At 61.8% G+C, this 12,891-nt stretch carries 10 protein-coding genes; all 10 read left to right on the top strand.

The genetic code is table 11. From position 1 onward, the window contains the following. Positions 1 to 258: 258 nt before the first annotated feature. The 10 genes from P1S46_08720 to cimA all read left to right on the top strand — a co-directional run bounded on the left by P1S46_08720 (position 259) and on the right by cimA (position 12,488). The gene (locus P1S46_08720) at positions 259 to 897 is read left to right on the top strand and encodes a phosphatidylserine decarboxylase family protein (protein MDF1536567.1); all 639 of its coding nucleotides are present in this window, start codon (positions 259 to 261) and stop codon (positions 895 to 897) included. Beyond that, positions 894 to 1,727 carry a CDP-diacylglycerol--serine O-phosphatidyltransferase gene (pssA, locus tag P1S46_08725; GenBank protein ID MDF1536568.1) on the top strand — a complete coding sequence of 278 codons (834 nt, stop codon included), beginning with the start codon at positions 894 to 896 and terminating at the stop codon, positions 1,725 to 1,727. Before P1S46_08720 ends, pssA begins: the two co-directional genes overlap by 4 nt. A gap of 77 nt (positions 1,728 to 1,804) precedes the next feature. Further along, positions 1,805 to 3,352: a 2-isopropylmalate synthase gene (locus tag P1S46_08730; protein ID MDF1536569.1), complete on the top strand. Its 1,548-nt coding sequence runs from the start codon at positions 1,805 to 1,807 to the stop codon at positions 3,350 to 3,352. A 37-nt stretch (positions 3,353 to 3,389) separates the two neighbouring features. Continuing rightward, on the top strand, positions 3,390 to 4,649 hold the full coding sequence (gene leuC, locus P1S46_08735; GenBank protein ID MDF1536570.1) for a 3-isopropylmalate dehydratase large subunit: 1,260 nt from the start codon (positions 3,390 to 3,392) through the stop codon (positions 4,647 to 4,649). A gap of 135 nt (positions 4,650 to 4,784) precedes the next feature. Next, positions 4,785 to 5,297 (top strand): 3-isopropylmalate dehydratase small subunit, encoded by a 513-nt coding sequence (locus tag P1S46_08740; GenBank protein ID MDF1536571.1) that lies wholly within the window; start codon positions 4,785 to 4,787, stop codon positions 5,295 to 5,297. Then, complete coding sequence (gene leuB, locus P1S46_08745; protein ID MDF1536572.1) at positions 5,287 to 6,381, top strand: 3-isopropylmalate dehydrogenase; 1,095 nt, start codon at positions 5,287 to 5,289, stop codon at positions 6,379 to 6,381. The genes P1S46_08740 and leuB overlap by 11 nt, the downstream gene beginning before the upstream one ends. After that, positions 6,381 to 7,703 (top strand): homoserine dehydrogenase, encoded by a 1,323-nt coding sequence (locus P1S46_08750; GenBank protein MDF1536573.1) that lies wholly within the window; start codon positions 6,381 to 6,383, stop codon positions 7,701 to 7,703. The genes leuB and P1S46_08750 overlap by 1 nt, the downstream gene beginning before the upstream one ends. Continuing rightward, complete coding sequence (locus P1S46_08755; GenBank protein MDF1536574.1) at positions 7,700 to 8,956, top strand: cofactor-independent phosphoglycerate mutase; 1,257 nt, start codon at positions 7,700 to 7,702, stop codon at positions 8,954 to 8,956. Before P1S46_08750 ends, P1S46_08755 begins: the two co-directional genes overlap by 4 nt. 343 nt (positions 8,957 to 9,299) lie before the next feature. Then, positions 9,300 to 10,523, top strand: a complete 1,224-nt coding sequence (locus P1S46_08760) for an aspartate kinase (protein MDF1536575.1) — start codon at positions 9,300 to 9,302, stop codon at positions 10,521 to 10,523. A 366-nt stretch (positions 10,524 to 10,889) separates the two neighbouring features. After that, positions 10,890 to 12,488, top strand: coding sequence for a citramalate synthase (gene cimA, locus P1S46_08765; protein MDF1536576.1), 1,599 nt, complete (start codon positions 10,890 to 10,892; stop codon positions 12,486 to 12,488). The last annotated feature ends 403 nt before the right edge of the window (positions 12,489 to 12,891 follow it).

Raw genomic sequence — 12,891 nt, forward strand, 5'->3', positions numbered from 1 at the left:
TCAGCGATCCGTGAGGGAAGGGAAAACCACGCTTTTCCCTTCCCGTGGAGCCAAAGTCTCGCACAGACTTTGGTGATTTATCAGCAGTCATTGTAAGGAAAGGGAAAACGACGCTTTTCCCTTTCCCCAGGGCATTAATGAGCCAGGAAAAGTCCCGCCTGGACTTTTTGCGACCCTGTCAAGATTGAGGGGGAAAACGATCATATCAGCACCGCCCTGCAAAATGGCTCGATGAAGCTTTTTGAGAGGTTGTCAAAAATGACTATGCCCAGGGTCGCCCGGATAGGGGTCGCTTTCGCCGCGGGTCCCGCCGCCGTATCGGTGCTTCTGCTCTTGTCGGGACTTGTTGTCCCCGGAGCCGTGGCCGGTGTTGTGGCCCTTGCGGTGCTCCTTTTCTTTCGTGATCCCGAGCGGATCGCAACGGTCGCCGACGGGGACCTCCTGTCGCCCGCCGACGGCCGTATCGTGGCCGTGGACACCGGGGAGGAGAACAGGTTCCTGGGCGCCCCGGCGCTGAGGATCAGCGTTTTCATGAGTGTTTTCAACGTTCATGTCAACCGGATCCCCGCCGACGGCACGGTCCTTTCCGTCAGGCACGTTCCAGGCGGGTTCGCCATGGCCCACCTGGACGATGTCGGGGTCATCAACGAGAGGACCGAGATCCACATGGAGGACGAAAAGGGACGGCAGTCCCTCATGGTACAGGTGGCAGGTCTGGTGGCCAGGAGGATCATCTGCCGTCTGCGGGCGGGTGACGAGGTGAGGCGGGGCGAAAGGTTCGGCCTTATCTGCTTCGGTTCACGGGTGGACCTGTACATTCCGACCGAGGCGATCCCCAACGTGAAGCTGGGAGACAGGGTCACCGCGGGCAGAACCGTTCTCGCGAGACTGGTATGAGCATGGAAAAGGACCGACAGGCACGCGGCAGGAGGGCGATCTACCTCCTGCCCAACATGATCACCACCATGTCCCTTTTTTCCGGGTTCGTGTCGGTCATCTCCTCCCTGGACGGGGAGTACATGAGGGCGGCCCTGGCCATCATCATCGCCGGTGTGTTCGACGCTTTGGATGGACGCATCGCGAGGCTGACGCGGACCTCGTCCCTTTTCGGCGTCCAGTATGACAGCCTGTCCGACTCCTTCGCCTTCGGGGCGGCTCCGGCGGTGCTCATGTACACGGCGGTGCTCCAGCCCCTGGGACGTTTCGGATGGCTGGGGGCGTTCCTGTACATGGCTTGCGGTACACTGCGCCTGGCCCGTTTCAACGTCCAGGCCCAGAGGGTGGGGCAGAAGCACTTCACCGGGCTCCCTATCCCCGCGGCGGCAGGGATGGTCGCCATCACGGTCCTCCTCGTGGGAACCGAATCCCTCACGACCCCCGTCGTTGAGGCGGTATTTATTGTCGGGGCGTACGCGCTGGGGCTGCTCATGGTAAGCACGATCCCGTACCCCAGTCTCAAGCAGGTTGTGATCCCGCGCCGGAAGGCGTTCCAGGTCCTGGCCCTCATCGTGCTTTTCCTGGTCATCGCGGCCAACTACCCGGTGTACTTTATGTTCGGGTTCGGGATCTTCTACGTCGTTCTCGGCCCGCTGCTCGGGCCCTGGATCGTTCGGAAGCTCGGTTCGGGTGATGTCGAGGAACTGGAAACATTTACCATTGAGGATGAAGACATTCTCGAGGACTCTGGAGAGGAGGTGGTGACGCGCCATGGGTCTAAGCGAAAGTGACCTCAGGTTGAATGGCAGGGCCGGTCCGGAAGGCCGATGGAACAGACAGCGTGTTACCCTACGGAAGGAGAAGGAAAATGTCTGACAGGATCCTCGTTTTTGATACGACCTTGAGGGACGGAGAACAGTCGCCGGGAGCATCCATGAACCTGGAGGAGAAGGTCCAGGTGGCAAGGCAGCTCGAACGCATGAACGTCGACGTCATCGAAGCGGGGTTTCCCATCGCCTCGGAAGGTGACTTCGAGGCGGTCCGGGCCGTGGCAGGTGTCCTGAAAAAGACCGAGGTCGCCGGGCTCTGCCGGGCCAGCAAAAAGGACATCGACCGGGCGTGGGAAGCCCTCAGGGAGGCGAAAAAGCCCAGGATCCACACCTTCATCGCCACCTCGGACATCCACGTCAAGCGTAAGCTCATGAAGACCCACGACCAGGTGAGGCAGGCGGCCGTGGACGCCGTGGCCCACGCCGCGGCTTATACACCCAACGTCGAGTTTTCCGCGGAGGACGCCGCCCGGAGCGATGTGAACTACCTGTGCGAGGTTGTCGAGGCGGTCATCGAGGCCGGGGCGAAGACGGTCAACATCCCGGACACCGTCGGGTACGCCATCCCCGCGGAGTTCGGCGCCCTCATCGCCACGATCCGGGAGCGGGTGCCCAACGTGGACCGGGCGGTCCTGTCGGTGCACTGTCACAACGATCTGGGCCTGGCGGTGGCAAACTCCCTGGCCGCGGTCCAGGCAGGGGCCAGGCAGGTGGAGTGCACCATCAACGGCATCGGGGAAAGGGCCGGCAACGCCTCCCTGGAGGAGGTCGTCATGGCCATCCGGACCCGTCAGAACTACCTCGATGTCCACACGGACGTCAGGACCCAGGAGATCTACCGGGGCAGCCGGCTGGTATCCGGGATCACCGGGATACTGGTGCAGCAGAACAAGGCCATCGTCGGGGCCAACGCCTTCGCTCACGAGGCGGGGATCCACCAGGACGGCATGCTCAAGGACAAGATGACCTACGAGATCATGACCCCCGAGTCCGTGGGGATCAAGGAGAGTTCACTGGTCCTGGGCAAACATTCGGGGCGGCACGCTTTCAGGAAGAGGCTTGAGGACATGGGCATCGACCTGACTGAGGAGCAGCTGCAGACCGCTTTCTTCGCCTTCAAGGCCCTGGCCGACAAGAAGAAGACGGTCTACGACGAGGACATCGAGGCCCTCATCGCCGAGGAGATCCTGCGGATCCCCGACCGGTTCCGGCTGGTCAGCGCGATCTTCACTTCCGGGACGAACGTCGTTCCTACGGCCACCGTCGAGGTCGAGGTGGACGGCAAGGTCAGGACCAGGGCCGAGTTCGGGGACGGTCCGGTGGACGCGGTGTTCAAGGCGATCAAGAAGATCTGCAAGAGCAAGGCGAAGCTGCTGCGCTTTACCGTCTCCGCCATCACCGGGGGAGCCGACGCGATGGGCGGAGTCACCGTAAGGGTCCGCGAGGACGGCTACACCATCATCGGGCAGGGCGCCTCTTCCGACATCGTGGTCGCCTCGGCGCGGGCCTTCGTCAACGCCCTGAACAAGCTGGAGTATCGGAAACGGAGCCAGGAGACAGCCGAGACGGAGAGGCCGAGCCTGTAAAACGAATTCCACATTTGAAATCATGTCAGGAGATTTTATGGGACAGACAATAACCCAGAAGATCCTCGCCGCCCACTGCGGGCGGGACGAGGTCCATCCCGGCGAGATCGTCATGGCCGACGTGGATCTCGCCCTGGGGAACGACATCACTGCCCCCATCTCCATCAGGATCCTCAGGGAGAAGGGGATCCGGAAGGTGTTCGACAAGGACAGGATCGCCCTCGTCCCGGACCATTTCGCCCCCAACAAGGATATCGCCTCGGCGCAGCAGTGCAAGGAACTGCGTGAATTTGCCAGGGATTTCGACATCACCCATTACTTCGAGCTCGGCGAGATGGGAGTGGAGCACGCCCTCCTGCCCGAAAAGGGGCTGGTGATCCCGGGCGACCTTGTCGTCGGGGCCGACAGCCACACCTGCACCTACGGCGCCCTGGGAGCATTCTCCATGGGAGTGGGAAGCACCGACCTCGCCGGGGCCATGATCAGCGGCAAGGCCTGGTTCAAGGTCCCCGCCGCCATGAAGTTCGTCATCCGGGGCGCGCTCAGGTCGTGGGTGGGCGGCAAGGACCTCATCCTCTATATCATCGGGAAGATCGGTGTTGACGGAGCCCTGTACCGCTCCATGGAGTTCACCGGCGATACGATCCGCGCCCTTCCCATGCCTGACCGCCTGACCATGTGCAACATGGCCATCGAGGCCGGCGCCAAGAACGGTATCATCGAGCCCGACGCGATCACCGAGCAGTACGTGAGGGAGCGGGCCTCCAGGGAATGGAAACTCTATCAATCCGATCCGGATGCCGAGTATGTCGAAGTCGTGGAGATCGATGCCGCCGAAGTGGACCTCCAGGTGGCTTTCCCCCATCTTCCGGAAAACGCGCGGCCGGTGGGGGAGGGGAAGGGCATCGCCATCGACCAGGTCGTGGTGGGGTCGTGCACCAACGGCCGCCTGGAGGACCTTAAGGCCGCGGCCGGCGTCCTCAAGGGACACAAGGTGGCACCCGGTGTGCGCATGATCGTGATCCCGGCCACACCCCTTATCTATCGTCAGGCCCTCGAAGAAGGTCTCTTCGACATATTCCTGTCCGCCGGGGCGGTGATCAGTCCGCCCACCTGCGGACCGTGCCTGGGCGGACACATGGGCATCCTCGCAGAGGGAGAGCGGGCGGTGGCCACCACCAACCGCAACTTCGTCGGCAGGATGGGACATCCGAAGAGCGAGGTGTACCTGGCCGGTCCGGCCGTCGCGGCAGCTTCAGCCATCACTGGCACCATCAGTTCACCGGAAGATTTATAGGGAACTGATGGTAGAGCGAAGGTCAAAGTACGAAGAACGAAGTTGAGTCTCATTTCTTCGCGCTTCGCCCTTTGCGCTTCGCGCTGACAATGTAAACAGCATGTATCGGGCTTGACCTTCAAAAAAGGTGATCTTATGAGCAAACCAAACATACTAAGTGGAAAGGCATGGCGTTTCGGGGACGACGTGGACACCGATGCCATCATACCGGCCAGGTACCTCAACACCTCCGATCCCGATGAACTGGCCTCCCACTGCATGGAGGACGCCGATCCCCGGTTCATGGCGAAGATGTCGCCCGGGGACGTGATGGTGGGCGGCAAGAATTTCGGGTGCGGCTCCTCCCGTGAGCACGCCCCCATCGCCATCAAGGCCGCCGGGATCTCCTGTGTCATCGCGGGGTCTTTCGCCCGGATCTTCTACAGGAACGCCTTCAACATGGGCCTGCCCATTTTCGAATCCGAGGGGGCGGCCAGGGGGATCGACACGGGGGACGAAGTCGAGGTGAACCCGGCCACCGGTGTCATCCGGAACGTGACAAAGGGCCATCAGTACCAGGCGGAGGCCTATCCACCCTTCATGGTGGATCTTATCGAGGCGGGGGGGCTCATCCCCTACCTCCTGGAAGGAAAACACCATGGCGGCTGAGAAGAAGCGGTTCGACATCCTGGTCCTCCCCGGGGACGGCATCGGGCCCGAGGTGACGGCCGAAGCCGTCAAGGTCCTTGAAACCGTGTCCCGAAAGTACGGATTGACCTTCGTCATGAGCGAGGCCCTGGCCGGCGGCGCCGCCATCGATTCGGAGGGCGCGCCCATCAGCCTGGACACCCTGGACCGGGCCAGGAACTCCGACGCGGTTCTCCTGGGTGCGGTGGGCGGACCCCGGTGGGACGGCCTCCCAACCGAAAAGAGGCCCGAAAAGGGACTCCTGCAGCTCAGGGGCTCCCTGGACCTTTTCGCCAACCTGAGACCGGCCCGGGTCTTCGGTCCCCTGGTGTCCGCCTCCACCCTCAGGCCGGAGGTTTTGAGGGGGATCGATCTCCTCGTTGTCAGGGAACTGGTGTCCGGGATCTATTTCGGAGAGCCGAGGGGGATCGATGCGACGCCCGGGGGCAGGGTCGGCTACAACACCATGAGGTATACGGAGGCCGAGATCGAAAGGGTGGCCCGTGTCGCTTTCGAGAACGCAAGGCAAAGACGGCGGAAGGTCACGTCCGTGGACAAGGCCAACGTCCTTGAGGTGTCGGGCCTCTGGCGGGAAGTGGTCATTGAAGTGGCCCGGGACTATCCGGACATCGAGCTTGATCACCAGTACGTGGACAACTGCGCCATGCAGCTTATCCGCAACCCGGCCCAGTTCGACGTCATCGTCACCGGCAACCTGTTCGGGGACATCCTGTCCGACGAGGCGGCCATGCTCACGGGATCTATCGGCATGCTTCCGTCCGCAAGCGTCGGAGGCGACGCGGCCCTGTACGAGCCTGTGCACGGGAGCGCTCCCGACATCGCCGGACAGGGGAAAGCCAACCCCCTGGCCACGATTCTTTCCGTGGCCATGATGCTTCAGATCAGCTGCGGCGCCCCCGAGGCTGCCGACTCTGTTCGCAAGGCAGTGGAGATGGTCCTGGATGAAGGTTCCCGGACAAGTGACATCGCCGGGGTGGGTGAGAAGGCCATCTCCTGCGGTTGGATGGGTGATCGCGTCGTCGAGCGGCTGGAGGAGATGCAGTGATGGACCCTGTTAAGGTCGGAATCATCGGTCTGGGTACCATCGGATGCGGAACGATCCGGATCCTTCAGGAAAACGGGGACATCCTGGCCGAACGGCTCGGCGCCTCCATCGAGGTCGTCAGGATCGCTGACCTCGATCTCGATCGCCCCCGGGATATTAAACTTGACCCGGCTGTCCTCACCACCGACGCCCGGTCCGTTATTGATGATCCCGATGTCCAGATCGTCGTTGAACTCATCGGCGGTATCGAACCGGCCCGCACCTTCATCCTCGATTCCCTGGATAAGGGCAAGCACGTGATCACGGCCAACAAGGCCCTTCTGTCCGAACACTGGCAGGAACTGGTGGAAAGGGCCGAGGAGAAGGGCGTCTCTTTGCTGTACGAGGGAAGTGTCGCCGGCGGGATCCCCCTGGTGAGAACCATAAAGGCGGGGCTCGTGGCCAACCGGATCCGTTCGGTGACCGGGATCATCAACGGGACCTGCAACTATATCCTGTCCAGGATGTCCGCGGAAAAGTGCCCCTACGGGGAGATCCTCGCTGAGGCCATGGAGATGGGTTACGCGGAAGCGGACCCGGCCATGGACGTGGACGGGATCGACGCCGCCCAGAAACTGTCCATCCTGGTGAACCTGTGTTTCAACACGCCGGTCTCCTGGAAGGACCTGCCCTGCCAGGGGATCACCGGGGTGACCCCACTGGACCTGGAAATGGCCGAGGAGTTCGGTTACAGGGTCAAACTGCTGGCATCGGCAAAGATGAAGGGCGGGTCTCTGGAGGCGTGGGTCCACCCGGCCCTTGTACCCGAGGGACACCCCCTGGCGCCGGTGGACAACGTGTTTAACGCCGTGTACATCGAAGATGACAACATGGGGCCGTCCCTGTATTACGGACGCGGCGCCGGGGCCCTGCCCACCGGCAGCGCCGTTGTCGCGGACATCGTTTCGTGTGCCCGGGACCTCCTTTCCGGTGCGGTAGGAAGGGTTCCTGTCGGCGGAAGCCGGTTGGGGGTCCGCGGCGAAAAACCGTGCCGGCTGGCCGCCGACACCGTGAGCGAGTATTATGTAAGGATCTCGGCCAAAGATCAGCCGGGCGTGCTTTCGGCCATATCGGGGATCCTCGGGGAAGAGGGCATCAGCATCAGCTCGGTGATCCAGAGAGGGCGCCAGATGGAGGAGGGGGGCGACGTCCCCTTGGTCATGATCGTTCACGGGGCCCCCTATTCCAGGATGACCCGGGCCCTTGCCCGCATCGACGGCCTGGATGTCACGCTGGCAAAGAGCTTTCTCATGAGGATCCTGCCGGAAGGAGAGTGGATTTGAGCCCTCCGGTCAAACATATCGTCCTGCTGGGGGACGGCATGGCGGACAGGCCCATCCCTGAACTTGACGGGCGCACCCCCCTCATGGCCGCGGCGACGCCGAACATGGACCGCATTGCCGCCAACGGTGTCCTGGGAACGGTCAGGACCATCCCGGACGGGATGGCCCTTGGATCGGACGTGGCCAACCTGTCGGTGCTCGGTTACGATCCCGCCGCTGTTTATACCGGACGGTCACCCATCGAGGCTGCCGGCATGGGGGTCGCTCTCGGGCCGGCGGACGTGGCGTTCCGGTGCAACCTGGTGACCCTGGCGAAGAAGGGGGGCGCGGGGCGGCTCGACACCCGCATATCGGGGGCCGTGACGCCTGACCTCGTCATGAAGGACTTTGCCGCCGGCCATCCGTCCGACGAGGAAGCAATAGCTGTCGTCCGCGATCTGGAGAGGGAACTCGGGGGTGACGGGATCGAGTTTTTCCCGGGTGTGTCCTACCGGCACCTCATGGTCTGGCGGGACGGCCTGGACGATATGGAGGTCGCCCCGCCCCACGATCTCACCGACAAGCGGCTTGCCGAGGGCTGGTTCGAGGGCAAGGCCTCCGGAAAGGTCCTCGGGCTCATGGAAAGGGCGGTAAGCCTGCTGGCCGATCACCCGGTAAATGCCGCGCGCCTCGCGGCAGGCAGGGATCCCGTCAACGCCATATGGCTCTGGGGACAGGGGTTCAGGCCGAAGATGGCCCCTTTCAGGGAAACCTACGGCCTTGCCGGCGCCATGATTACGGCGGTGGACCTTCTGCGGGGACTTGCGGCCTGCATCGGCTTCGAGGTCATCGACGTCCCCGGGGCCACGGGGTACCTGGACACCGATTACGAGGGGAAAGCGGCAGCCGCCCTCGAGGCGCTGGAAAGGGTGGACATCGTCTACCTCCACGTGGAGGCCCCGGACGAGGCCGGTCACGGCGGGAAGCTTGCCGAAAAGTTAATGGCCCTGGAGGATTTCGACAGCCGGATCGTCGGCCCCGTGCTGAAAGGGCTCGAGAAGCTCGGACCGCACAGGGTCCTGCTCACGCCGGACCACGCCACGCCCCTCGAGATCAAGACCCACTCCGGGGAGCCTGTGCCGTTCGCGGTCCTGGATCCCGCCCGGAGCGCCGGTTCGGGCCGGGCGTACGACGAGGAGAACGCGGCCGCCACCGGACTGCACATCGAGTCCGGCCATGAACTCATGGGGCGGTTCGTGAGAGGAGAGTTTTAGAAATTCGTGACAGCGTGTGTCCGTGGAGCGTAGTGGCATAAAATCATTGTGAAGCGTGAATGCGTAGAGAAAAAACGTGATTGCGTGAACGTGTGAGTGCGTGGATGCGTAAAGGAAAAAACGTGATCGCGTAAAGCGTGAAGCGTGGAGGCGAAAAGGAGCGCACGTGAATGTTTAGTGCTCTTTCTCACACACGCACTTACGGATATACGCACATACGCACAAACGCACTTACCCACCTGCGTACAAACGGAAACACGGAGACACGGACACAACACGCACCTACGGACAAACGGATAAATGCACACACGCACGTGTGAACACAGAGGGGAGGCAACAGGATATGGCTCTAGTTGTCCAGAAGTTCGGCGGCACCTCCGTGGGGGATGTCGACAGGATCAGGCATGTGGCGTCCATCGTCAAACGAACGGCGGACGCGGGCAACGACGTGGTCGTCGTCGTTTCCGCCATGGCCGGCGAGACCAACAGGCTCGTGGACCTGTGCGAGAAGCTCATGGAGCAGCCCGATCCAAGGGAGTACGACGTGGTGGTCTCCACCGGTGAGCAGGTCACGATCGGCCTTCTCTCCATGGCCCTCAAGACCATGGGGAAGGAAGCCGTTTCCATGATGGGTTTTCAGATCCCCATCTACACCGACGAGGTCCACGCCAAGGCCAGGATCAGCAAGATCGACGGTCAGAAGGTCAGGGATGAACTGAAAAAGGGGAAAATTGTCGTCGTGCCCGGTTTCCAGGGGATCACCGGCAAGGGGGATGTCACTACCCTCGGCAGAGGAGGATCGGATACCTCTGCCGTGGCCGTGGCCGCTGCCCTCAAGGCGGATTCCTGCGAGATCTACACCGACGTCGAAGGGATCTACACGGCCGATCCCAACGTGGTGATCGACGCCCGGAAGATCGGCAAGATCTCCTACGACGAGATGCTGGAGATGGCCAGCCAGGGCGCCAAGGTGCTCCAGATCCGTTCAGTCGAGTTCGCCAAAAAATACAATGTTCCACTCCACGTCCGCTCCACCTTCACGGAAACGGAGGGCACCTGGGTGACCAAGGAGGATTCTGATATGGAAAAGGTAATGGTATCGGGTGTGACCTGTGACAAGAACGAGGCGAAGATCTCCATCCGGAGGGTCCCCGACAGGCCCGGGATCGCCGCCGCGATCTTCGGCCCGATCGCCGCGGCCAGCATCAACGTCGACATGATCATCCAGAACATCAGCACCGACGGTTTCACCGACCTGACGTTCACCGTCCCCCGCAACGACCTGAAACAGGCCCTCGGCATCATCGATACCGTCAAGGGTGAGATCGGTTTCGACGAGGTCCTTTTCGAGGAGAAGGTGGCCAAGGTGGCTGTTATCGGTAACGGTATGCGAAGCCACTCCGGAGTCGCTTCCAAGATGTTCCAGGCCCTGGCCGCCGAGGGGATCAACATCATGATGATCAGCACGTCGGAGATCAAGGTTTCGTGCGTCGTCGATAGAAAATACGCGGAACTTGCCGTGCGTGTCCTCCACGATGCCTTCGACCTCGCGGGTGAGACAGTCTGAACAGGCTGGGAGCTAAGTGCTAAGTGGTAAGTGATAAGAGCTAAGTGCTAAGAGCTTCCGCATTGCGCCTGGGAACGGCGCCCGGATAAATGATGCGAAGGAAAGTCATTTATCCGTGAGGAAAGGGGAAACGACGCTTTCCCCTTTCCGGTGAGCAGGAAGTTCCGCCAGAACTTTCTGCGACCCTAACAGTTGATGACGGCACTGGAGAGTCATCAACGCGCCCCGCTCGGGGCGCCCGGATAAATGATGCGAAGGAAAGTCATTTATCCGTGAGGAAAGGGGAAACGACGCTTTCCCCTTTCCGGTGAGCAGGAAGTTCCGCCAGAACTTTCTGCGACCCTAACAATAGAAAGGTAATGGGCCATGGCCGCGAAAAACAAAGATCGTGTCGTCATCTATGATACCACGCTGAGGGACGGTACCCAGGCGGAGGAGATCAGCCTGCAGTTGATCGACAAGGTCGCTATTTCCCGCAAGCTTGACGAACTGGGTGTCGATTATATCGAGGCCGGCTGGCCCGGCTCCAATCCCAAGGACATGGAGTTCTTCGCGAAGACCAGGGATATCAGCCTTTCCAACGCCCGGTTCGCCGCTTTCGGGTCCACCCGCCGCAAGGGGATCAGGGCTGCCGATGATCCGCAGATCAAGGCTCTCCTGGACGCGGCCGATGTGATCACCATCTTCGGAAAAAGCTGGCACCTTCATGTCAAGGAGGCCCTCAGGACGACCCTCGAGGAGAACCTTGACATGATCAACGATTCGGTGGCCCATCTCAAGGCCAACGCCGACATCGTGTTCTACGACGCCGAACACTTTTTCGACGGCTACAAGGACAACCCCGAATACGCTCTTAAAACCCTCGAAGCCGCCCACGATGCGGGGGCGGACTGCCTCGTCCTGTGTGACACCAACGGCGGGACCCTTCCCGCCGAGATCCAGGCCATCGTACGGTCGGTGCAGAAGAGGCTGCCCGGGGCCCGGATCGGGGCCCACATGCACAACGACTCCGAGTGCGCGGTAGCCAACAGCCTGCTTCTCATCGAGCAGGGGGGGCGTCATGTCCAGGGCACCATGAACGGATGGGGCGAGCGGTGCGGCAACGCCAACCTCTGCTCCATCATCCCATCGCTGATCCTCAAGAAAGGGCTCACCTGCGGCGTGGATGGAAAACGGCTGGCGCGGCTCCGCGAGATCTCCCGCACCATCGCCGAGATCGCCAACATGAGCCCCTATTCCCACCAGCCTTTCGTCGGGCGCAGCGCCTTCGCCCACAAGGGCGGCGTCCACGTTTCTGCCATGCAGAGGAACCGGGAGACCTATGAGCATATCGACCCGGACCAGGTCGGGAACCGGACCCGCGTCCTCCTTTCCGACCTTTCGGGCCGGAGCAACGTCATCTTCAAGGCCAGGGAGTTCGGGATCGAGATCGACGAGAAGGATCCCGCCATCGCCGAGGTCCTCGAACAGATCAAGGACCTGGAGAACCGGGGCTTCCTCTACGAATCGGCCGAAGGGTCCTTCGAACTCCTCCTGAAAAAAGCCCTCGGGCGCCACCGGCGTTTCTTCGGTCTCGTCGGGTTCAGGGTCATCGACGAAAAACGGGAGTGGGACAAGCCGCCCCTGTCCGAGGCCACCATCATGGTGGAGGTTGACGATCACGTGGAGCACACGGCCGCGGTCGGTCAGGGTCCCGTTGACGCCATGGACGCGGCCCTGAGAAAGGCGCTGACCAAGTTCTACCCGGTCCTGGCGCACGTGAGGCTCATCGATTTCAAGGTCAGGATCCTCCCCGAGGACAAGGGCACTGCCGCCGTGACCAGGGTCATCATCGAATCCGGCGACAACGAGACAAGATGGTCCACCGTTGGTGTTTCCGCCAATATCCTCGAAGCCTCCTGGCAGGCCCTCGTGGATTCCATCGAGTACAAGCTGCTCAGGGAAGAGGAGGCGGGACGGCTGTAGGGGCGTGCCACGCCCCGTACCGTGAGGGGGCGAGGGGGAGAAGGGGAGATGGGGAGAAAAAACGACCGGACGACGGAGCGACTGAGCGACCAGGATCACTACTCAGAACCAAGAACCTGGAATCCGGAACCCGGAACCCTCTACTCACCACGGAGACACGGCTTGTCACGCCATAGCTCGAAGAGCGACGGCGGAAGAAAATCGGAGAAAGGCATAAATGCGGGGGAAGGCGCGGTTCCTGTAAAGGCGGCAAGAGCGGATTCACCACAGAGCTCATCACGCCTCTGGCGTGACAGGCGTCGGACACGGAGGAAGGCCAGGAACTGGGGTAATGCTTGTCTTCGCGAGCTCAATTATGATAGAGTCGCAAAAAGTCCAATCCGGGACTTTTCGCTCCACGGAA

This window comes from bacterium (assembly GCA_029210545.1).
GTDB lineage: Bacteria > BMS3Abin14 > BMS3Abin14 > BMS3Abin14 > BMS3Abin14 > JARGFV01.